The 22,001-nt window shown below is 72.0% G+C and carries 19 protein-coding genes; 13 read left to right on the top strand and 6 right to left on the bottom strand.

The annotated features are described in order from the left end of the window. Nucleotides 1-146 precede the first annotated feature (146 nt). On the bottom strand, nt 147-764 hold the full coding sequence (locus ACZ7MG_RS40335) for a TetR/AcrR family transcriptional regulator (RefSeq protein WP_086756958.1): 618 nt from the start codon (nt 762-764) through the stop codon (nt 147-149). A 319-nt stretch (nt 765-1,083) separates the two neighbouring features. On the opposite strand from ACZ7MG_RS40335, the gene hmgA reads away from it, so the two are divergent. The 3 genes from hmgA to ACZ7MG_RS40350 all read left to right on the top strand — a co-directional run bounded on the left by hmgA (nt 1,084) and on the right by ACZ7MG_RS40350 (nt 4,490). Beyond that, a complete protein-coding gene (gene hmgA / locus ACZ7MG_RS40340; protein ID WP_471395080.1) occupies nt 1,084-2,400 on the top strand; it encodes a homogentisate 1,2-dioxygenase in 1,317 nt (438 codons plus the stop codon). Nucleotides 2,401-2,428: 28 nt separating this feature from the next. Further along, a complete protein-coding gene (locus ACZ7MG_RS40345) occupies nt 2,429-3,178 on the top strand; it encodes a GntR family transcriptional regulator (RefSeq protein WP_471395082.1) in 750 nt (249 codons plus the stop codon). 112 nt (nt 3,179-3,290) lie between these two features. Next, nucleotides 3,291-4,490, top strand: coding sequence for a type ISP restriction/modification enzyme (locus ACZ7MG_RS40350; RefSeq protein WP_471395084.1), 1,200 nt, complete (start codon nt 3,291-3,293; stop codon nt 4,488-4,490). Nucleotides 4,491-4,507: 17 nt separating this feature from the next. Here ACZ7MG_RS40350 and ACZ7MG_RS40355 read toward each other — a convergent pair whose 3' ends face one another. Further along, nucleotides 4,508-5,215, bottom strand: coding sequence for a TetR/AcrR family transcriptional regulator (locus ACZ7MG_RS40355; protein ID WP_471395086.1), 708 nt, complete (start codon nt 5,213-5,215; stop codon nt 4,508-4,510). A gap of 63 nt (nt 5,216-5,278) precedes the next feature. On the opposite strand from ACZ7MG_RS40355, the gene ACZ7MG_RS40360 reads away from it, so the two are divergent. From ACZ7MG_RS40360 to ACZ7MG_RS40370, 3 genes are all read left to right on the top strand, one after another. Then, nucleotides 5,279-6,235, top strand: coding sequence for an ATP-binding cassette domain-containing protein (locus tag ACZ7MG_RS40360; RefSeq protein ID WP_471395087.1), 957 nt, complete (start codon nt 5,279-5,281; stop codon nt 6,233-6,235). Then, complete coding sequence (locus ACZ7MG_RS40365; protein ID WP_471395089.1) at nt 6,232-7,014, top strand: ABC transporter permease; 783 nt, start codon at nt 6,232-6,234, stop codon at nt 7,012-7,014. Before ACZ7MG_RS40360 ends, ACZ7MG_RS40365 begins: the two co-directional genes overlap by 4 nt. Before the next feature lie 109 nt (nt 7,015-7,123). After that, nucleotides 7,124-8,347, top strand: a complete 1,224-nt coding sequence (locus ACZ7MG_RS40370) for a CaiB/BaiF CoA transferase family protein (RefSeq protein ID WP_471395090.1) — start codon at nt 7,124-7,126, stop codon at nt 8,345-8,347. Between the two features lie 46 nt (nt 8,348-8,393). Here the strand turns inward: ACZ7MG_RS40370 and ACZ7MG_RS40375 are convergent, their stop codons facing one another. The 3 genes from ACZ7MG_RS40375 to ACZ7MG_RS40385 all read right to left on the bottom strand — a co-directional run bounded on the left by ACZ7MG_RS40375 (nt 8,394) and on the right by ACZ7MG_RS40385 (nt 10,165). Continuing rightward, nucleotides 8,394-8,660, bottom strand: a complete 267-nt coding sequence (locus ACZ7MG_RS40375) for a hypothetical protein (RefSeq protein ID WP_471395092.1) — start codon at nt 8,658-8,660, stop codon at nt 8,394-8,396. A 115-nt stretch (nt 8,661-8,775) separates the two neighbouring features. Continuing rightward, the gene (locus tag ACZ7MG_RS40380; protein ID WP_471395093.1) at nt 8,776-9,588 is read right to left on the bottom strand and encodes an anti-sigma factor; all 813 of its coding nucleotides are present in this window, start codon (nt 9,586-9,588) and stop codon (nt 8,776-8,778) included. Nucleotides 9,589-9,622: 34 nt separating this feature from the next. Continuing rightward, nucleotides 9,623-10,165, bottom strand: a complete 543-nt coding sequence (locus ACZ7MG_RS40385; RefSeq protein ID WP_471395094.1) for a sigma-70 family RNA polymerase sigma factor — start codon at nt 10,163-10,165, stop codon at nt 9,623-9,625. A 290-nt stretch (nt 10,166-10,455) separates the two neighbouring features. On the opposite strand from ACZ7MG_RS40385, the gene ACZ7MG_RS40390 reads away from it, so the two are divergent. From ACZ7MG_RS40390 to ACZ7MG_RS40405, 4 genes are all read left to right on the top strand, one after another. After that, the gene (locus tag ACZ7MG_RS40390) at nt 10,456-11,979 is read left to right on the top strand and encodes a DUF4331 domain-containing protein (RefSeq protein WP_471395096.1); all 1,524 of its coding nucleotides are present in this window, start codon (nt 10,456-10,458) and stop codon (nt 11,977-11,979) included. Between the two features lie 174 nt (nt 11,980-12,153). Then, entirely contained in the window at nt 12,154-14,091 is a 1,938-nt protein-coding gene (locus tag ACZ7MG_RS40395) for a tetratricopeptide repeat protein (RefSeq protein WP_471946690.1), read from the top strand. After that, nucleotides 14,088-15,908, top strand: a complete 1,821-nt coding sequence (locus ACZ7MG_RS40400) for a HoxN/HupN/NixA family nickel/cobalt transporter (protein ID WP_471395100.1) — start codon at nt 14,088-14,090, stop codon at nt 15,906-15,908. Before ACZ7MG_RS40395 ends, ACZ7MG_RS40400 begins: the two co-directional genes overlap by 4 nt. A 72-nt stretch (nt 15,909-15,980) precedes the next feature. Beyond that, the gene (locus tag ACZ7MG_RS40405) at nt 15,981-17,711 is read left to right on the top strand and encodes a serine/threonine-protein kinase (protein ID WP_471395102.1); all 1,731 of its coding nucleotides are present in this window, start codon (nt 15,981-15,983) and stop codon (nt 17,709-17,711) included. On the opposite strand, the gene ACZ7MG_RS40410 is transcribed toward ACZ7MG_RS40405, so the two are convergent. Beyond that, entirely contained in the window at nt 17,695-18,501 is an 807-nt protein-coding gene (locus ACZ7MG_RS40410) for an SGNH/GDSL hydrolase family protein (protein ID WP_471395104.1), read from the bottom strand. The two genes, ACZ7MG_RS40405 and ACZ7MG_RS40410, sit on opposite strands and share 17 nt — an antisense overlap. Nucleotides 18,502-18,817: 316 nt before the next feature. Here ACZ7MG_RS40410 and ACZ7MG_RS40415 point away from each other — a divergent pair, with 316 nt between their 5' ends. The 3 genes from ACZ7MG_RS40415 to ACZ7MG_RS40425 all read left to right on the top strand — a co-directional run bounded on the left by ACZ7MG_RS40415 (nt 18,818) and on the right by ACZ7MG_RS40425 (nt 21,763). Continuing rightward, nucleotides 18,818-20,023, top strand: a complete 1,206-nt coding sequence (locus ACZ7MG_RS40415) for a S8 family peptidase (protein WP_471395106.1) — start codon at nt 18,818-18,820, stop codon at nt 20,021-20,023. Between the two features lie 285 nt (nt 20,024-20,308). Then, nucleotides 20,309-20,638 carry a hypothetical protein gene (locus ACZ7MG_RS40420; RefSeq protein WP_471395108.1) on the top strand — a complete coding sequence of 110 codons (330 nt, stop codon included), beginning with the start codon at nt 20,309-20,311 and terminating at the stop codon, nt 20,636-20,638. 3 nt (nt 20,639-20,641) lie between these two features. Further along, complete coding sequence (locus tag ACZ7MG_RS40425) at nt 20,642-21,763, top strand: GNAT family N-acetyltransferase (RefSeq protein ID WP_471395110.1); 1,122 nt, start codon at nt 20,642-20,644, stop codon at nt 21,761-21,763. The last annotated feature ends 238 nt before the right edge of the window (nt 21,764-22,001 follow it).

Below are 22,001 nucleotides of genomic sequence, written 5' to 3' on the forward strand. Positions count from 1 at the left end.
AGCATACCGAGCGGTATGCACCACGGGGAGGGGGTGCCGGGGGTCTTGTCGGGAAATCGCGAAGCCTTGGAAGCCGCACAGCTTTGGCAGCCGCGATCACGAGACCCCCGGCACGGCGCGCTCTCGTGGCCGGGTCCGGCCCGGTGTCAGTCCAGCACCCGTGCCAGATACGCCCGCAGCAGCTCCCGCATCTCCTGGATGACCCGGGCGTCGCCCTCAGGGGAGACACGGAAGGCCAGGTGGACGAGGGTGTCGGCGGTCTCGACGGCGATGAGGAAGGTACGGCGCAGATCCTCGTCCGGGGTGCGGTCGATGAACGCGGAGAGCAGGTCGGAGAGCCGGTCGGCGACGCGGTGGTTGGGCTCCTGGCGGCGCCCGCCGACGGGGATCTGGTTGCCGAAGTCGATGAGGGCGAAGCCGGGGGCGTTGCGCTTCATGTCGAGGTACTCGTCGAGGACGGCGTCCATCGCGGTGCGCCAGTCCCGGCCGCCGGTCGCCTGGAGGCGGCGGGTGACCCGGTCGGTGAACCGGTCCAGATTGCGTTCGGCGAGCGCGTCGGCCATCGCGCGCTTGTTGCCGAAGAAGCGGTAGACGGAGCCGATGGGCACACCCGCGCGCAGCGCCACGGCACGGGTGCTCAGCGCGTCGTACCCCACCTCGTCGAGGAGGTCGGCGCAGGCGTCGAGGATCCTGGTCAGTCGTTCGGCACTGCGCCGCTGCACGGGCGCGCGGCGCAGGGAGGTCGCCTGGGACACGGGCTTCATGATGCCTTTCCGCCGAGGTCCGATGAACTGTCCGAATATCAGTACGGGCACTACCGCCGATCCCGCTCACTGGTGGAGCGACACGGACAGCGAACATCCGCGCGACCACAGCTTGCCGGGAGACTAGAGCACCGCACTGACAGGACGGATCTCCCGGCGGTCCGGTTCTCCCGCTCCGTCCGATGCACCCGATCTGTGGACGTCCCGTGGGCGTCCGGTTGTCGTCGTGTGCCCTTGTCACGCTCCCGCCGTGCCCTTGCGCGCGTGGCGGCCGAATCCTACGGTGAAGCATAGGAATCGGGATCGCGAGGGAGCGGGCATGAGCGGGGACGCCAGGAAGACGGCCGAGGGGCTGGAGTACGTCACCGGTTTCGGCAACGAACACGCCTCGGAGGCGGTCCCGGGCGCCCTGCCGCACGGCCGCAACTCCCCGCAGCGCGCCCCGCTGGGCCTGTACGCGGAGCAGCTCAGCGGTACCGCCTTCACCGAACCGAGGGCCCACAACCGCCGCTCCTGGCTCTACCGGATCCGCCCCTCGGCCGCCCACCCGGCGTTCACGCGCGCGGACAACGGCACGCTGCGCACGGCGCCCTTCACCGAGACGGTCCCCGACCCCAACCGGCTGCGCTGGAACCCCCTGCCGGAGCCCCCGGCGGGCACCGACTTCCTCGGCGGCCTGTGGACCCTGGGGGGCAACGGCGACGCGGCGCAACGCTCGGGCATGGCGGTGCACCTGTATCACGCCAATTCCGGCATGGAGCGGGTCTTCGGCGACGCGGACGGCGAGCTGCTGATCGTCCCGGAGCGCGGCGGCCTCCTGCTGCGCACGGAGTTCGGTCTGCTGCACGCCGAGCCCGGCGAGATCGCCCTGATCCCCCGGGGCGTCCGCTTCCGCGTCGACCTCCTGAACGGCACCGCCCGCGGCTACGTCTGCGAGAACTACGGCGCCCCCTTCCGCCTCCCCGACCTCGGCCCGATCGGCGCCAACGGCCTGGCGAACGCCCGTGACTTCCGGGCGCCGGTGGCCGCGTACGAGGACGTCGAGGGCCCGGTGGAGGTGGTGAACAAGTACTGCGGCAACCTGTGGACCGCCACCTACGACCACTCCCCGCTCGATGTGGTCGCCTGGCACGGCAACCACACGCCGTACGTCTACGACCTGCGCCGTTTCAATGTCATCGGGACGATCTCGTACGACCACCCGGACCCGTCGATCTTCACGGTGCTGACCTCGCCGAGCGACACCCCCGGTCTGGCGGGGGTGGACTTCGTGGTGTTCGCGCCGCGCTGGCTGGTGGGTGAGGAGACCTTCCGGCCGCCGTACTTCCACCGGAACGTGATGAGCGAGTACATGGGCCTGATCGAGGGCGCGTACGACGCGAAGGCGGAGGGCTTCGTACCCGGTGGCGGCTCGCTGCACCCCATGATGTCGGCGCACGGACCGGACCGGGAGACCTTCGACCGGGCGAGCGCGGCGGAGCTGAGGCCGCAGCGGGTGGACGACGGGCTCGCGTTCATGTTCGAGACGCGCTGGCCGATCCTCACGACCGCGCAGGCGGCCCACGCGGAGCACCTTCAGCGGGGGTACGACGAGGTGTGGTCCGGACTCCAGCGCCACTTCGGCCCGTTGCGCTGAACGCGCCGGGCCGGGTACGGATTCCGTCATGACCTCCTTCGCTCCGGACTCGCTCGTCCTGAACCGCAAACTGCCGCTCTGGTACCAGGTGTCGCAGTCCCTGCGCGCCTCGATACTCGGCCGGTCGGCCCAGGATCCGCTGCGGCTGCCGACCGAGGAGCAGTTGGCCGGGCACTACGGGGTGAGCGTGCTGACCATGCGGCAGGCGTTGAAGGAGCTGGAGGGCGAGGGGCTGATCACCCGGCACCGCCGGCGCGGAACGTTCATCGAGCCGAGCGCGCGGCGGGGTTCGCCGGTACGGCTCCTCGGTTCGGTGGACGCGATCGTGGCGCAGCAGTCCGGGATGACGACCGAGCTGCTGGACCAGGGCACCACCCCCCTGTCGGGTGAACTCTCCGAGTACTTCCCCGACTTGACCGAGGTGGCCACATACCACCGGCTGCGCGGCGACGAGCGGACGGGCGAGCCGACCAACCACGCGCGCAACTACGTCCGCCCCGAGCTGGCCGAGCGCATCGACCGTGACGCTCTGCTGCGCTGGCCGATGACCAAGGTCCTGCGGGATGTGGTGGGGGTGGGCATCAGCCGGATCACCGACACCGTCGAGGCCCGGATCGCCGACCCGGAGACCGCGCGTCTCCTCCGGGTCCCGCTCCTCAGCCCGATCCTCCACTACACGGGCGTCACGTACGACGACTCCGGGCGCGTCCTGGACGTGGCGGTCATCCACTACCGAGGCGACCGCTTCTCCTTCACCGTGACCCTCGACGCGCACTGAGCGCTCCGCCGGAAGTGCCGCGAGGGGCCTCGATCGTCCGCGGCGCCATCGCGGCCGGTCGCGCAGTCCCCCGCGCCCCTTCAGGGCGCTGCCCGACGGACGAGGTCGTACGATGCCCAGCGTGACGCCCGACGACGCTCCGCTGCTCGCGGACCTCATGCCGTGGTCCGTCGCACCGCCACGGCTGGGCCGGGGGTGGCCGACGGGGCCCGACGCGGCCTCCCTCAAGGCCCGCTGGGACGCTCTGGTGAAGGCGGAGGGGCCGGACCGTGAGGCCCTGTTCGGCCCGACCCGGTCCCGTACGCTCACCTCCGCGGTGACCCAGCTGCCGGGGCAGTCCAGCGGCACCGGGCGGCTGGCCCGTGAGTCGGGGCCCTGTCCGGAGCCCGTAAGGATCCTGGCCGCCCCGTTCGACGAGCAGTGGCTCATCCCCGACCACCGTCTGATCGACTCCGCCCGTCCCGAGCTGTGGCGGGTGGCGGACGAGCGGCAGGTCTTCGTGGTCGAGCAGACGGCCGCCCCCGAGTCCCCGGGCCCGGTCCTGCTCGCCTCCCCCGTCCTGCCGCTGCCGCTGCCCCCGCCGCGCGGCCCGCGTGTCGGCCGCGTACGCCCGCTGTACCGGCGGCCGGGCGGGGTGGAGCCCAACCTCGCGCCGGGCCTGCCGGAGTACCTCGGCGAACGCCTCGGCAGCGGCCCCGTCGACCCCGTCGACGTCCTCGCCTGGATCCTGGTGGCCGCGCGGCCCGGCCCGAACCGTGTCGAGGTCCCCCTCCCCACCGACCCGGACGTCTGGTCCCACGGCGTCGAACGGGGCCGTCGCATCCTCTGGCTGTCGCTCCGGGACGGCGACCGCCCCAAACTCCCCGGCGGCCGGCGCCCCTACGTCCGTGCCCCGCTCCCCTCCCGCCCCCTCGAACTCCTCTACGACCGCGAGGAGGAGAGCCTTCTCATGGGCGACGGCCGTATCTCGCCCGTCCCCGCCGAGGCCTGGGACTTCCACGTCGGCGGCGTCCGTGTCCTGGAGGAGTGGTTCAACCGCCGGACGGAGGCCGCCGAGCCCGGCACGCTGGAGGCGATCCGGCCCACGACCTGGCCCCAGCCCTGGACCTCCGAGCTGCTGGAGCTGATCACCGTGCTGGCCCTGCTGGCGGAACTACGGCCGGGGCAGGACGAGTCGACCGTGGAGGCACCCCTCACCACGGCCGACCTGCGCGAGGCGGGCGTCCTCCCGGTCCCGGACGCGTCCCGCGCACCCGCCTCGGTCCTGGACCACCACGAGGAGGGCCCGGAGGGCCAGTTCACGCTGTTGTGAGGCAGTGTGGGTCCCGGTCACGGCGCGAACGAGTCCAGCACCCTCCCCAGCATCCACTCGAACGCGGCGTCCAGATCGATCGGCCCCGAGTCCTCCATGAACGCCGCGGCCAGCCGTGGATACGCCCCGCTCGCGATCTGCCCCCCGAGATACGCGATGCGCACCGCGTTCTCCCGCTCCTCCGACCACGGCAGTGACCGCACCCGCTCGGCCGTCGCCAGCTCGTTCGCGACGTACGTCGTCACACACCCGTTCACCATCGCGAGCAGCTGCATCTTCGTGCCGTACGGCGCGTCGAGCGAGTCCATGCAGGCCATGCAGTGCTCCAGATACCGCAGCCCGTTGGGGCTGAAGCCGTAGACGGGCGACATCAGCCGCGGCATCCAGGGGTGCCGGCGCAGCAGGGCCCGCGTCTGGTGGGCCACCCGGCGCATGTCGCCGCGCCAGTCCCCGCCGGGCTCCCACAGCTCGTGCTCGCCCCCGACCGCGTCGACCATCAGCTCGTACAGGTCCTCCTTGCGCGGCACGTAGTTGTAGAGCGACATCGTGCCGCAGCCCAGCTCGGCCGCCACATGCCGCATGGACACCGCGTCCAGCCCGCCCGCGTCGGCGAGCCGCACGGCCGCCGCCGCGATGTCCGCGCGGCTGAACGCGGGCCGCGGGCCTCGGCCGGTGCGCTCGGGGCGCGCCCAGATCACTTCGGGTTCGGCCGCTCGGCCAGCCATCGATCATCACCTCGGCCACCATCCTAGTTACGTACAGCGTACGTAGTGCGCTATGGTCGCTCCATGACTACTACGTACGCCGTACTTAGTGAAGGTCTGGAGAAGACCTTCGGGGACGTCCATGCCGTCCGCGGCCTGGATCTGGCGGTGGCGGAGGGGACGGTGGTGGGGATGCTCGGCCCGAACGGGGCGGGCAAGACGACGGCCGTCCGGCTGCTGGCGACGCTGCTGCGGCCGGACGCGGGCTCCGCCCGGATCGCGGGCCACGACCTGGTGCGAGAGCCGGGCGCGGTCCGGCGGGCGATCGGGGTGACCGGGCAGTACGCGTCGGTGGACGGCGACCTGACCGGGCGGCAGAACCTGCGTCTGTTCGCGCGGCTGCACCGGGTCCGCGACACGGCGGCCCGCGCGGGCGAACTCCTCGACCGCTTCGGCCTGACCGAGGCCGCCGACCGGCCGGCCTCCACCTACTCGGGCGGGATGCGCCGCCGCCTCGACCTCGCGGCGAGCCTGATCCGCCGCCCAGCCGTGCTCTTCCTCGACGAGCCCACCACCGGGCTTGACCCGGTCAGCCGCAACCAGATCTGGGACGCCGTGCGCGCCCTGAAGGCGGAGGGCACGACCGTGCTGCTGACCACGCAGTATCTGGAGGAGGCCGATCAACTCGCCGACCGGATCGTGCTGATGGAACGGGGCCGGATCGCGCACAGCGGCTCGCCGCCCCAGCTCAAGGCGCTCATCGGCTCGTACGCGGAGGTCGTCGTCGCGCACCCGGACGCGCTGACCGGGGCGGCCGGTGTCCTCGACCAACTCGCCGGTGCGGAGCCCTCGTTCGACCACGAGCGGAACGCGGTGGGCGCGGTGACGCTGGACCCGACGCTCACGCTCCCCCGGCTGGTGCGTGAACTCGACGCGGCGGGTGTGCCGTTGGTCGACGCGAGCCTGCGCCCGCCGACCCTCGACGACGTCTTCCTCCGGCTGACGGCCGGTCCGGTGAACCTCAAGGAGCGTGCGGCATGAGCGCGTTGGCGTACGACGGCACGGCGATGCTGGGCCGGCAGCTGCGGCGGGTGCGGAACAACCCGGGGCTGCTGATCCTCACCCAGGTCATGCCGATCTCGATGCTGCTGTTCTTCGGGTACGTCTTCGGCAGCGCGCTCGCCGTGCCGGGCGAGGAGTACCGGCGGTTCCTGGTGCCGGGGCTGCTGGTGGCGACGGCGGCCGGCGGGATCATGACCGGGATGTTCCAGGCCGCGGTGGACACGCACCGGGGCGTGATGGACCGCTTCCGCACCCTGCCGATGAGCCGGGCCGCCGTGCCGCTCGGGCAGGCGCTGGCGGATGTGCTCGTCACGGCCGCCGGGACGGTGCCGTTCCTGCTGGTCGGGCTCGCGGTGGGCTGGCGGATCGAGGGGGGCGCGCTCGCGGCGGCCGGTGCGTTCGGGCTGTTGCTGCTGTTCCGGTTCGCGTGCGTGTGGATCGGGATCTTCCTGGGCCTGCTGACCCGCAACGAGGAGGCGGCCGGGCAGCTGGGCGGCGCCACGTTCCTGCTGCCGCTGCTGTCCAGCGCGTACATCCCCACCGAGGGGCTGCCCGGCTGGCTGCGCACGGTCGCCGAGTGGAACCCGATCAGCGCCGTCGCCACGGCCCTGCGCGACCTCTTCGGGAACGCGCCCGTGCCGACGGAGGCCGCCTGGCCGGTGGCCCATCCCGTCGCCGGGTCGCTGCTGTGGTGCGCCACCCTGCTCGCGGTGTTCGCCCCGCTCGCGGTCCGCACGTACGCGTCCGGGTCCAGATGACCTCCGGCCCGTTCGGGGGACGGGCCGGAACCCCGCCCGACCCCGGGGCGCGCCTTCGGGGCAGGTGACACACGGCACTCCCTGGTGACAAGCGCGCCCCGGCGGGGACATGATCCACGGCATGCGTCCACTCCCCCGCACCGCCGACCCCCTGCCCCTCGACGGCCTCACCGTCGTCGCCGTCGAGCAGGCCGTCGCGGCGCCCTTCGCCACGCGTCAGCTCGCCGATCTCGGTGCCCGGGTGATCAAGGTGGAGCGGGTGGACGGCGGTGACTTCGCCCGTGGCTACGACACGGCCGCCCGGGGTCTGGCCTCGCACTTCGTGTGGTGCAACCGGGGCAAGGAGTCCCTGGCGCTGGACCTGAAGGACCCGCGGGGCCTGGCGGTCGTCCGGCGGCTGGTGGCGGACGCTGATGTGTTCGTGCAGAACCTCGCGCACGGGGCGGCGGCCCGGCTCGGCCTGGACGCCGCCACGCTGTGCGCCGCGCACCCCCGGCTGATCGCGGTGGACATCTCGGGATACGGGGCGTCGGGGCCGTACGCGGACAAGCGGGCGTACGACATGCTCGTGCAGTGCGAGGCCGGGCTGGTGTCGGTGACGGGGACGCCGGAGCGGCCGGTGAAGGCGGGCATCCCGGCGGCGGACATCGCCGCCGGGATGTACGCGTTCTCGGGGGTGCTCGCGGCGCTCGTCCGGCGGGGCACGACCGGGCGGGGCGGGCTGGTGGAGGTGTCGATGCTGGAGGCGCTGGCCGAGTGGATGGGGCACCCGCTGCACCACGCGATGCACGACGGGGCCGCGCCGGCGCGCACCGGGCTCGGGCACGCGGTGATCGCGCCGTACGACGCCTATGCCACGGCGGACGGCGGGCGGGTGCTGCTGTCGGTGCAGAACGACCGGGAGTGGCGACGGCTCGCCCAACAGGTGCTGGGGCGCGCGGAGTTGGCGGACGATCCGGCGTTCGCGACGAATCCTGCGCGGGTCGAGCACCGGGACCGTACGGACGAGCTGGTCGGGACGGCACTCGGGGTGCTGGGCACCGATGAGGCGCTGGCGCGGCTGGAGGCGGCGGGGATCGCCTGTGCGCGGCTACGGGATGTCACCGAGGTGGCGGAGCATCCGCAGTTGGCGGCTCGGGACCGGTGGCGGGAGGTGGGGTCACCGGTGGGGCCGCTCAGGGCGTTGCTGCCGCCGATCACGCTGCCGGGCGGGGACGAGGCGCGGATGGGTGCGGTGCCCGCACTCGGGGAGCACACCGGGTCGCTGCTGCGTGCCGCGGGGATGACGGACGAGGAGATCGCAGCGCTGCGCCGGGACGGTGTGGTCGCCTGAGCGCGGGCCCTCCTGCTTGGATGAGCCCTTGGTGCTGGGGTGCGTGTTAGCGGCTGCCGAACAGCGAGCGGCGCAGCCTCTTCAGGGGTGCGAACAGCTTGACCCGGCCGACGCGCGTGTCCTTGCGGTTGCTGCGCTCCTGCGGGGAACGTGACGTCAGCTCACGCATCAGCGAGGTCGCCTCGGCCGCCTCGCGCTGCGGCACCGCGGGACCGCTCAGCACCGAGAGATGGCGGTCGAGACGCGAACTGGTCGCGCTGCTCCCGCACGTGATCGCAGGGACTCGCGCCCTGCGCACTGCTATCTGTTCCATGTCACTCCCCACCCGTACGAGTCCACCCGGCCCGGGCAGCGTAACCATATCGCCCCGTTGGAGCACTCGGGAATCACGGTCCCACTCTTCCTCTACCCCGTGACAGGGTTGTTGACTACTCTCCGAATCCGACCGATTCCAGGGCGAGTTGGACAACTGGCTGGCTGGTGGGTTGCGCTGATCCACCGTCGGGTTCGACGGTCACCGCGAGTGACGTCGCGTCGGTGTTCATTCCGCTCGTGACCAAGGGCGTGTCGCCGACGAAGAGCCCGAGGGAGCGTGGTTGCACGTCGGGGCGCATGAGCCACAGTTGATGCACCCGGTCCTTCGGGAGGTCCTCGAATCCGCCGAGGGTCACGATCGCGCTCCCCTCCTCCGCGGAAGCGATCACTCCGATTCGATGGCCCTCCGTGTCCCGGTCACTGGTCGCCCGGGCGTCCGGCGCGGCGAGAACGTGGGCGATCTCACTGGCCTGGGCGCGCTCGGCGGCCAGTTCGTCCCGGCTGCGGTCGGCCTGCACGGCGAACAGGGACGCCACGACGAGCGCGGCGGCGGCCGTGACGGTGGACAGCGGGACGAGGAAAGAGCGCAGCCGGGGCGCACGGGCGCGCGCCTTCGGCGGCGGCTCGGTGCCCCACACATGCCGGGGCAGATGCCGGTCCCGCTCCGGCTGCGCGCTCCAGGACCGGTTCTCCTGGGGTGTGTTGCGTACGGCGGCGAAGACCCGGTCGCGCAGCGCCGCGGGCGCCGGGGCGGCCGTCGACCAGGCGAGGCGGACCGCGTCCTCGGACAGGGCACGCACCTCGGCGGGACAGCGGTCGCAGCGCTCCAGGTGCTTCTCGAAGCGACGCCGCTCGTCGGGCTCCAGGGCGTCGAGCGCGTAAGGGGCGGCGAGCGAGTGGGGGTCCTCGCGACGGAACAGGCTCACCCGGCACCTCCCCCGGGCCGGCCGATCAGGGCGCTCATGCGACTCCTCCCAGGCATTCGCGCAGCCGTGTGAGTCCGTCGCGCATACGGGTCTTGACCGTGCCGAGCGGCAGTGCGAGCCGTTCGGCCACTTCTCGGTAGGTGTAGCCGTCGTAGTAGGCGAGGGTGACGGACTCGCGCTGGAGGGTGGTGAGCTTCTCCAGGCAGTGGCGCACCCACTGGCGTTCGAGGCCGGCCTCGACCTCCTCGGCGACCTGGTCGAAGGCGGGGTGGTGGTTGCGGCGCCCCTCGCGCTGCTCGCGCTCGGTGGCGGCGCGGGCGCTGCGCACCCGGTCGACCGCGCGCCGGTGCGCGAGGGTGAGTATCCAGGAGAGCGCGCTGCCGCGGGAGGGGTCGAACCGGCCCGCGGAACGCCAGAGTTCGAGCAGCACCTCCTGAGCCACCTCCTCCGACTGCGCGGGGTCCCGCACGACCCGGCGGACCAGCCCGAACACCGGGCCGGACACCAGTACGTACAGCTCCTCGAACGCCCGTTGGTCGCCTCCGGCCACCCGGACCAGAAGCTTGTCCGCCTCCACTCGCTCCCCCTCGCCTCCGGCCGAGCACGGCCATCCCCGCGCGTAAGGCATTCGCAACCGACCCACCTCCCGGATGGGTTACGGATCAGACTGCCCAAAACGCGGGTCTCCGGTCGACCGATCGGACCGACCGATCGGGCCGACGATCCGAACATCGGATCAACGAATGTCGCTCTCCGCTGAAACAACCTTTCAAACGCGCCGTAAGAACGTTTGGGATTCGACCAATCCACCCTGCCGACCGCACCGAATGGCGTTCGTCAGGCAAGTTGGGACAGAGGACGGACGGCATGACGACACCTACTTCCAGGAGCGGCTCGGGACGGCGGAGCATCGCCTCCCTCATCTGTGCTTCGCTGGCCGCCGGAGGGCTCGCAGCCGCCGGCGTGACCGTGCTCGAACCGGGGACAGCCTCCGCTTCCAGCCACCGTGAGGCTCCGCTGATCTCCGGGGAGCCCCAGTTCGACAACACCGACGTGTACGCGTTCGTCAGCCCGGACGCGCCGGACACGACCACGGTCATCGCGAACTGGATCCCCTTCGAGGAGCCCGCGGGCGGACCGAACTTCTTCACCTTCTCCGAGGACGCGCAGTACGACATCCGTGTCGACCAGGACGGCGACGCGCAGGAAGACCTGATCTTCCGGTACACGTTCGAGACGAAGACGAAGAACGACAAGACCTTCCTGTACAACACGGGCGTCGTGGAGAGCCTCGACGACCCGGACCTGAACATCACGCAGACCTACGACATCGAGCTGATCAAGCTCAAGAACCGCAAGGCGGTCTCCAAGACACAGCTCGCCGACGATGTGTGGGTGGCGCCGTCGAACGTCGGCAAGGCGTCGATGCCGGACTTCAAGAAGCTGCGCGACGAGGCGGTGTACAAGACGGCGAGCGGGGTGACCACGTACGCCGGTCAGGCCGACGACCCGTTCTTCCTGGACCTGCGCGTCTTCGACCTGCTGTACGGCGGTGACCTCTCCGAGGTCGGGCGGGACACGCTCAAGGGCTACAACGTCAACTCGATCGCCCTGCAGATCCCGAGCGAGGCGCTGGTCCAGTCCAAGGACCAGCCGATCGTCGGCATCTGGTCGACCACCCAGCGCGCGGGCGCCGACGGCCAGTACCGCCAGGTGTCGCGCCTCGGCATGCCGCTGGTGAACGAGGTCGTCAACCCCATCGGCGACAAGGACGAGTTCAACGCGTCCTCGCCGGTGGACGACGCGCAGTTCCTGAAGAACGTCACCGAGCCCGAGCTGCCCAAGCTCATCGAGGCGATCTACAAGATCCCGGCGCCGGCCGAGCCGCGCAACGACCTCGTCGACGTCTTCCTCAAGGGTGTCGAGGGCCTCAACCAGCCGCCGCACGTGACCCCGTCGGAGCAGCTGCGCCTCAACACCTCCATCGAGCCCACCAAGAAGCCGAAGCGGCTCGGTGTGCTGGACGGTGACAACCAGGGCTTCCCGAACGGTCGCCGGCTCACCGACGACGTGATCGACATCGCGCTGCAGGTCGTCGAGGGCGAGCTGGTCGACGCCCCGAACGACCTGGGTGACGCGGTCGACAAGAACGACAAGAAGTTCGGCAAGTCCTTCCCGTACGTCGGTCTGCCGACGGCCGGTTCGCGCGGCAAGACCGTCAAGGGCAACACCACGAACAACGTCCGCAGCGCGCTCGGCGGCGGTGTCGAGAGCGGCACCGACGACACCACGCTGATCGCCGCCTCGGCGGGTGCCGGCGCGGCCGGTGTCCTGCTGATCGGCTCCGGTCTGCTGTGGTGGCGCCGTCGGAACGACCGCGCCTACTACTAGGCCGGCCCGCCCGCGGTCAGGCCGTCCGCCGACCAGCGGGCCACCCGACCGGGCCCTCCCCCATTGGGCCCGGTCCCCGTGACCGGCGCGGCCCGCTCGTATCCATCCCCCACGGCGCGGGCCGCGCCCCACGACCACGATCACCGCACTCGGCAAGGATGTTGAGGAGAGGGCATGTCCCCGCGTACGAACGAGAGCGCGTCGCACGACGGGCGCCCGCGCCCCGACGAGGGGGCTCCCGAAACCGACGTTCCCGACCTCACGGAGTCGGACACCGCGCCCGGCCCCGGGTCCGACTCCGGGTCCGGCGTCGAGTCCCCTCCTGAGGCCGCCGCCGAGCGCGGCTCCGGACACGATTCCGAACCCGGGGCCGCGCACGGCACCGGGGCCGAGTCCGAAGCCGGGTCCGACTCCGATGCCGACCCCGGGGCCGGCATCGAGTCCCCTCCTGAGGCCGCCGCCGAGCGCGGCTCCGGACACGATTCCGAACCCGGGGCCGCGCACGGCACCGGGGCCGGGGCCGGCGTCGAGACGGACGCCGAGTCCGACGCCGGAGACGGCGTCGCCACGTCCGAGTCGGCGTCCGGCGCCGGGGGTGGCCCCGGGTCCAAGTCCCCAGCGGGTTCCGCTTCCGTGGCCGACGTCGGTTCCCTGGCCGGCGCCGAAGCCGGAGGCGACGTCGTCGGGTCCGGTCCCGCGTCGAGGAGCGAGGCGGGACCGGAACCCGGGACCGGTGCCGGTGCCGGGCGCGGTCGTCGGCCCGCGCCCGTGGCCGAGTCGGCGCGGCGGCGGCTGGTGCGGGTCGGCGCGTGTGCGGCGGCGCTGGCCGTCGCGTTCACCGGGTTCGCGGTGGCGCTGGGGGCCAAGGACGACGGGCGGACGGTGGCCATGTCGTCCTCGCCGGGGGTCTCGGCGGCGCAGCTCGCCGGGGGCGATCTCGACACGGCGGTCGAGCGGTTGCAGGCCCATCTCAAGGAACAGCCCAGGGACTTCGGCTCCTGGTCCACGCTCGGCCTCGCCTATGTCGAGCAGGCCCGGGTGAAGGGCGACCCGTCCCGCTACCCGCAGGCCGAGAAGGCCCTGGAGCGCTCGCTGAAGCTGCGGCCGGACAACGACCCGGCGCTCGCCGGCCTCGCCGCGCTCGCCGCAGCCCGCCACGAGTTCGAGGACGCCCTGCGGTTCGCGGACAAGGCGCTGAAGGAGAACCCGTACAGCGAACGGGCGTTGTGCAGCCGCGTCGACGCGCTGGTCGAACTCGGCCGCTACGACGACGCGTTGAAGGCCGTCAAGCTCGCCGACGCCCGCCGCCCCGGCATCCCCGTCTTCACCCGGTACGCCTACGTGTACGAGCTGCGCGGCGACGTGAAGACCGCCCGGCGCGTCCTGGAACAGGCCCTCCGTTCGGCGGCCACCCGGGGCGACATCGCCTACGTGGCCACCCAGCTCGGCCAACTCGCCTGGAAGCAGGGCGACTACAAGACCTCGCTCGACCACTACGCCCGCGCCCTCGGCGCCGACGACACCTACCTCCCCGCCCTGGAGGGCCGCGCCCGCGCCCAGGCCGCGAGCGGCGACCGCGCGGAGGCGATCAACGGCCTGGAGCAGGTCGTGTCCTCCTACCCGCTGCCCGGCCCCCTCGTCGTACTCGGCGAGCTGTACGAGGCGAAGGGCGACAGGACGCGGGCGAGGGACCAGTACGCGCTGGTGGACGCCTACACCGCCATCGCCCGCGCCAACGGCGTCAACGCCGACCTCGACACCGCGCTCGCCGCCGCCGACCACGGCGACACCAAGGCCGCGCTGCGGGCCGCCGAGGCCGAGTGGAAGCGCCGCGAGACCGTCCACACCGCGGACGCCCTCGCCTGGGCGCTGCACGTCAACGGCCGCGACGACGAGGCCCTGCCGTACGCCCGCCGCGCCACCGCCACCGGATTCAAGGACGCCACGTTCCTGTACCACCGGGGGATGGTCGAGTACGCGGCCGGCGACAAGAAGGAGGCCCGCACCTCCCTCAAGGCGGCGCTCGACCTCAACGCCGGTTTCTCGCCGCTCGGCGCGGCCGAGGCCCGAAAGACCCTGAAGGCACTGCAGGCTCTGGAGACCGCCAAGTGATCGTTCCCCGGCGCGTGTTCGCCTCCGGCACGGCGGTCCTGGTGGCCGCCTGCGCACTGGTCCTCGGCCCCGCCCAGGCCGCCAGCGCCCACCCGCTCGGCAACTTCACCGTCAACCGCTACGACGGTCTGGTCGCCGCCCCCGGACAGCTGAAGATCTTCCATGTCGAGGACCTGGCGGAGATCCCGGCGACCCAGGCCGCGCCCGCCGTGAAGCGGCAGGGCAAGGAGAGTTGGGCCCGGGAGCGGTGCGAGAAGGCCGCCGAGGGCAGCGAGGTCACCGTCGACGGAAGCGCCGTCGAGGTGGCGCTGAAGTCGAGCCGGGCCGAGGAACGCCCGGGCCAGGCAGGGCTGAAGACGCTGCGGGTGGAGTGCCGGCTGACGGCCGCGCTGCCGGACCGGGCCGCCGACGTACGCTTCCACGCGGCCGTGGACTCCGGGCCCGGCTGGCGCGAGGTCACCGCCCGGGGCGACCGGATGACGCTGACCGGGTCGGACGTGCCGGAGGAGTCGGTCTCGCATCAACTCACCGGGTACCCGGCCGAGTTGCTGCAGTCGCCGGAGGACACGGCGAATGCCTCCCTCCAGGTGGAGCCGGGCGGTCCCGCGCTGGACGAGCGGGAGAACGCGGCGCCGGGCGCCTCGGTCCTGCCGCGCGGCGCGGACCGCTGGACCAGGGCCCTCGACGACCTGGTCTCCAGCCAGGACCTCACCCTCGGCTTCGGTGCGCTGGCCTTCGGGATCGCCCTGTTCCTGGGCGCCATGCACGCGCTCGGCCCGGGCCACGGCAAGACCCTGATGGCCGCGACGGCCGCCGCGCGCGACCGGGCCCGGATGCGGGACGTCCTGCCCATGGCCGCGTCGGTGACGGTCACCCACACCCTGGGCGTCGTCGCCCTCGGCCTCCTCGTCCTGGCCGGCTCCGCCGCCGCCCCGTCCGTGATCACCTGGCTGGGCATCGCGAGCGGCCTGTTCGTGATGGGCGCGGGCATCACCCTGGCCCGCCGCGCCTGGCTGAACCGCAAACTGGCCCTCACCCACGCGAGCACGCACGGGCACAAGCACGACCACGACCACGGGCACACCCATGGTCACGACCACGACCATGACCACGAAGAGGGTCATCACCACCACGACCACGACCACAGCCACAGCCACAGCGACGGCCACACCCACACGCACGACCCCGCACCCGAGCCCAGCCGCGAACTCGTACTCGCCCAGGCGACGTCACACACCCACGCGCACGGCGAGGCCACCGCACACACCCACACCCACGCGTCGGTCGCGACCCACACCCACGAGCACAAGACGGCCGAGCCCCACACCCACGACCACGGTCACTCCCACCAACACGACCACAGCCACGACCACGGTCACAGCCACGACGAAGCCCCCGCCCAGAAGCGCTCCCTCTTCGGCGGCGGCGTCACCCACACCCACGGCGGCTTCACCCACACCCACCCCACCGCCCCCACCCTGCGCGGCACGATCCTGCTCGGCTTCGCGGGCGGCATGGTGCCGAGCCCGTCGGCCGTGGTCGTGCTGGTCGGCGCGGCGGCGCTGGGCAAGGCCTGGTTCGGGCTGCTGCTCGTGCTGGCGTACGGCATCGGGCTGGCGCTCACGCTGACCGCGGCCGGGTACGCCGTCGTCAAGGCAGGCGGCTGGGTGACGCGGGTGATGGACCGGGGCGAGGGCAGGCTCGGCGGGCCGACGGCCGCGCTGGTGCGCAGGACCGTACCGCTGGCGTCGGCGCTGCTGGTCGTCGGGCTGGGGGCCGTTCTGGTGTTCAGGGGGGCAACATCCGCACTCGGCTGAGCTACTTTTGGGGAGAAAACGCACGGAGTGGAGATTCCGGGCCGATGCGCGGGTGGATACGAGTGACGGGGGATGGCCGTGTCCGAAGAACCCGGCGGTGAACGTGTGATCGCGGGCCGCTACCGGCTGCTGACCCCGCTCGGCGAGGGCGGCATGGGAACCGTGTGGCGGGCCCGTGACGAGGTGCTGCACCGCGAGGTCGCCGTCAAGGAGGTGCGGGCGCCGGGCGGGATCGCGGTGGCCGACGTCGAGCGGATGTACGCCCGGCTGGAGCGGGAGGCGTGGGCGGCGGCCCGGGTCGCCAACCGCAATGTCGTCACGGTGTACGACGTGGCCATGGAGGACGGCCGCCCGTGGATCGTGATGGAGCTGGTGCGCGGGCTGTCGCTCGCCGATGCCCTGGACGCCGAGGGTCCGATGTCCCCGCAGCGCGCCGCGCACATCGCCGCGGAGGTGCTGTCCGCGCTGCGGGCCGCGCACGAGGCCGGGGTGCTGCACCGGGATGTGAAACCGGCCAACGTGCTCTTGTCCAACGACGACCGGGTCGTCCTCACCGACTTCGGTATCGCCACGGTCGAGGGCAGTTCGGCGCTCACGATGACCGGTGAGGTGATCGGCTCCCCCGAGTTCCTGGCCCCGGAGCGCGCGCTCGGCCGGGCGTTCGGCCCCGAGTCGGACCTGTGGTCGCTCGGTGTGCTGCTGTACGCGGCGGTCGAGGGCAACTCGCCCTTCCGGCAGAACACCCCGCTGAGCACCCTGCGCGCGGTCGTGGACGAGGAGTTGCCGCCGCCGCACCGGGCCGGTCCGCTGGCCCCGGTGATCGAGGGGCTGCTGCGCAAGGATCCGGCCGAGCGGATCCCCGCCGAGCAGGCCGAGCGGGATCTGCGGATCATCGCCGCCGGGGGCACCCCGCACGCGGACGCGACGACCCCGTACAGCCCGACGGTGGCCGCGTTCCCCACCCCGGGGACGAGCCCGGGGCAGGGCAGGGGCGAGTTCGGGCCACCGACCCCGCCGCACCCGACGCCCGCCGCCTCCACGCGCCCCTCCGCGGTGCCGACCCGCGAGCCGGACCGCAACCGCCGGGCCCTGGTCTTCCTGGTCGCCGGTATCGCGGCGATCGCCTTCGCCATCGCGGGACTGACGTACGCCCTGGTCAACCAGGACGACGGCGGGAACGACGGCAACCCCACCAACGGCGTGGGCACGGCGGGCGGCACGAACGAGCAGACCGGTGACGGCGGTACGGGCGAGGAGCCGGGCGGCGACGGCACGAGCGCCGAGGAGGAGCCCCCCTCCAGGACACCCGAGGAGGAGAAGCCGACCACCGAGCCGCCCGCGCAGTCGGTCGAGGTGACGGTGGAGGGCGCGAACACGGACTACTCCGGGGCCTGTCCGCCGGCGGAGGCCGAGGTGCCCACGTTCACAGCGACGTTCACCGTGGGCAGCGTCCCCGTGGACGTCGAGTACCGCTGGGTGGCGAAGGACGGCGAGGTCGAGGACGAGGGCTGGAAGACCCTGTCGTTCGCGGCCGGCGGCGAGAAGACCAAGCAGGACCGGGTGGTCGTCTCGACGAACGGCAGCTACGCGGACGAGATCAGTGTCGAGGTCCGCGGTCCGGTGGACGTCGAGTCCAACTCGGTGGCGTTCTCGGTGACCTGCGAGACGGAGGCCCCGGCCACGGGCGGGACCTCCCCCTCCGACGACTCGGAGAACCCTGACGGCTACAGCGACTCCGACGCCGACTTCGACGACGAGGCCGCGGCCCCGGACGGGGCCGGAGCCGTCAGGCCGCGTTCCTGAACACCGGCAGATAGCCGCCCGACTGGCCCGCGGCCTTCGGGTGGTACGACTCGCCGATGTTCAGCAGGTTGAGGCTGTGCAGCCACGCGCTGCCCGAGCACAGTTCGTGCCCGGTGAACGCGGAGCGGACGTCGCCGAAGGTGAAACCGTGGTCGGCGGCGCGTTTGGCGATCGCGGTGTTCAGGTGGTCGGCCGCGTTGTTGATGGCGGTGCGCTTGGTCTGGGAGAGGCCGGCGCAGGTGCCGCCGAGCTGGTAGAAGCGGGGGTAGCCGAGCACGACCACATGGGCGGCCGGTGCCTTCGCGCTGATCGCCGAGTAGACCTGGTCGAGTCGGCCGGGGAGCGTGGAGTCGACGTACGCCTTGGCCGTGTTGATGCGCGAGACGCAGGCGCTGTCGGACTGCAGGACGCAGGTGGTCATGACGTCGGCGAAGCCGGCGTCGTTGCCGCCGACGGAGACGGAGACCAGCCCCGTGCCCGCGCCGAGCGGCCCCAGTTGACTCGCCAGAACATCACCCGTTCGGGCGCCCGAGCAGGCCGTGAAGTCGAACGAGGACGGGGCGTTGGCGGCGGCCCAGAGGTACGGATAGGCCTTCGTGCTGCGCTTGCAGTCGCCGCTGGAGGAGAGGTAGCTCCCCGCGCCGACGCCCGAGGAGTAGGAGTCGCCGAGCGCCACATAGCCGGTGGCGGCGGCCTGTTGGGACGCCTGCGCCGTCGCGGCCCCGGTGAGGGCGGCGCCGGCGGCGAGGAGGAGCGAGGTCATGTATGCCGCAAGTCGGGAACGTCTCATGGAACCTCCCTTTAGCAGGATCTCTGCCTCAACCGTCGTAGCAACTACGCGTGTTGATCGGAAGTGTTCATGTCAATACTTTCCCGCTCGCAAGGGAACGTACCCACCGCGTTCCACCTCCGTTCGATTTCGTACGTGTGACAGAAACATGACAACGCCTCAACTCTCTTGAGCTGTCCCGACGGATCACCCAGTCTGCTTACAGCCGTGAGCGGAACGCGACGCTCCCGGTCGTGAGTGCGATCTCGCACGCACCCCCCACAGACGCGCGCCCCCACCCATGGCGTGCGCCGCCTATGAGGAGGAACACCTCGTAATGGCACACCTGCGGAGCAAGAACATCCGGCTCGCCGCCGTCACCACCCTGGCGACCGCCGCCCTGCTCGGCGGCCTCACGGCACTCCCCGCCCAGGCCGCCCCGGCCGAGGGCAAGGTGCTCGCGGCCGACTCCCCCACCGCGATCAAGGACAGCTACATCGTCACGCTCAAGAAGAGCGCGGGCCTCAAGGCCGCGTCGAGCGCGGGCAAGGGCCTGGTCGAGGAGTACGGCGGCTCGGTGAAGCGGACCTTCAGGACCGCGCTCAACGGCTACGCGGCCGAGCTCTCCGCGACCGAGGCGAAGAGACTGGCCGCCGACCCGGCCATCGCCTCCGTCGAGCAGAACCAGGTCTTCACCGCCGACGCCACCCAGACCAACGCCCCCTGGGGCCTGGACCGCTCCGACCAGGCGTCGCTGCCGCTCTCCGGCACCTACACCTACCCGGACAGCGCGGGCAGCGGCGTGACCGCGTACGTCATCGACACCGGCGTCCGCATCTCGCACTCCCAGTTCGGCGGCCGGGCGGTCAACGGCTACGACGCCGTGGACGGCGACACCGTGGCCCAGGACGGCAACGGCCACGGCACCCACGTCGCGTCCACCATCGCGGGCTCGACCTACGGCATCGCCAAGTCCGCGAAGATCGTGGCCGTGCGCGTGCTCAACAACGCCGGCTCGGGCACCACGGCCGGTGTCGTCGCGGGCATCGACTGGGTGACCGCGAACCACAGCGGCCCCTCCGTCGCCAACATGTCCCTCGGCGGCGGTGCCTCCACCGCGCTCGACACGGCCGTGGCGAACTCCATAGCCAGCGGGGTGACCTACGCGGTCGCGGCCGGCAACAGCAGCGCCAACGCCTCCTCGTACTCCCCGGCCCGTGTCGCCTCGGCGATCACGGTCGGTGCCACCACCAACACGGACGCGCGGGCGAGCTACTCCAACTACGGGGCGATCCTGGACATCTTCGCCCCGGGTTCGTCGATCACGGCCGGCTGGTACACCAGCGACACCGCGACCAACACCATCTCGGGCACCTCGATGGCGACCCCGCACGTCGCGGGCGCGGCCGCGGTCTATCTGGCCGGCCACACCTCGGCCACCCCGGCCCAGGTCGCCACGGCCCTGACCGGCGGCGCCGTCACCGGCAAGGTCACCAGCCCCGGCACCGGCTCCCCGAACCGCCTGCTGCAGATCGTCCCGTAACACCGATCGACCGCACGACTGTCCGACTGTCCGACTGTGAACGGAAGTTTCCCTGGAGGCGCGGGTCGCCTCCAGGGAACCTTTCTATGACGCGGCGCATTTCTTTGCCGACGCATGACGAAAAGGGCGGCGGCGCGTGCGGGGCGCCTCGACGTATTGACTCCCCCGCGCCCGCTGAGCGACATTGAAGCCCGGCATCCGGCGCTTCGGGGGGCAAAGTCGCCCATGCAGACCTTGGGTATCAGGCCGTCTCTGTCAGACGGTGGCGGGCCACTGCTGGCGGGCGTGGCCGCGGCCGTCGCGGGGGTCGGCGCGGCGCTCGCGTTCGCCGGCGCGGACTCGGTGCTGCGCGGCCCGTTCACCCTGTTCTTCCTCCTCGTGGCGCCAGGGGCCGCCATCGGTGCCGTACTGCGCGGACTGGAGCCGTTCGGCCGGATCGTGACGTCCCTCGCGGGCGCGGTCGCGGTGAACCTCCTCGTCGCCCAGGGCATGATCGCCACCCACTCGTGGTCCATGACCGGTGGGATCACGGCCGTGACCGTGATCAGCTCGCTCGTCCTCCTGCCGAGTCTGGTACGGCTCATGCGCGGCCGTACGGAGAGAAGACGGACCTGAGACGTGGACATCAGTGTGTACCGCCCCGGCGAACTGACCGCCGCCGACCGGGCGGCCTGGACCGCTCTGCAGTCGAAGGCCCATCTCCACGGCGCGCCGGAGCTGGCGAACCCGTTCCTGTCCCCGGAGTTCGCGCTCGCGGTGGGCCGCTGCCGGCGCGGGGTGCGGATCGCGGTCGTCCGGGAGGGCGGCGAACCGGCGGCCTTCTTCCCGTACCAGAGAACCCCGGTCGGGGTGGGCAGAGCCGTCGGTCTCGGCCTCTCCGACTGCCAGGGCGTGGTCCACCGCCCCGGATTCACCTGGGACGCCCAGGAGTTGCTGCGGGCCTGTGGGCTCGCGGTGTGGGAGTTCGACCATCTGGCGGAGGGCCAGACGCCGTTCGCGGCCCATGTCACCGGGACCTTCCCGTCCCCGGTCATGGACCTGGAACAGGGCTACGAGGCCTATCTCGGCCAACTGCGGGCCGGTTCCCCGAAGTTCGTCCGCTCGACGTTCGCCAAGGAGCGCAGGCTCGGCCGCGCGGTGAACGAGGTGCGCTATGTGCACGACGAGCGTGACCCGAAGGCCCTGCGCACGCTGATGGCCTGGAAGTCCGCGCAGTACAGGCGGACGGGTCGCAGCGACCGCTTCGCGCACCCGTGGATCACCCGGCTGGTGCACCGGCTCTTCCACACCCGCACCGAATCCTTCGCCGGCCAGCTGTCCGTGCTGTACGCGGACGGCGAGCCGGCCGCGGCTCATTTCGGGCTGCGCTCCGAGCGGGTGCTGACATGCTGGTTCCCGGCGTACGACCCGGCGTTCGCGCGGTTCTCGCCGGGGCTGCTGCTGCATCTGCACATGGCCGAGGAGGGCGCCGCCGACGGCATCGCCTACCTGGATCTGGGCCGGGGCCAGAAGCAGTACAAGGATTCCCTGAAGACCCGGGAGATCTCCGTGTCGGAGGGGTGGGTCACCCGGCGCCACCCGGTGGCGCTCGGACACCGGGCCCGCCGGGCACCGGTCCGGGCCCTGCGCAACGCGGTGCTGGCACGACCGGAACTGTTCGAACCGGCCGACAGACTGCTGAAGCGGATGGGCAGAATCCGGTCGGGAGGTCAGGTAACGGACACAACAACAAAAACGTGAGGCCTGGTATGAGGTCTTGCCATACGGGCTCAACCATCAATACCGTCTTACATCGTTGTACATCCACCCGCATCGGTCCGTCAGCACATGCTCCTGGGGGAGGGCTCAAGGAGCGCGGCGGTCCCGGCGCGGGGCGCGGTAGGGGGGTGCCGTGCTCGGTGACCGCATCGTTTACCGAGTCGTGCCGCGCGACCGACTGCCGAGTCGCGACAGTCGGCCGGCTTTGCCAGCTCACCCG

It is taken from the genome of Streptomyces sp. NPDC107538, assembly GCF_055657445.1.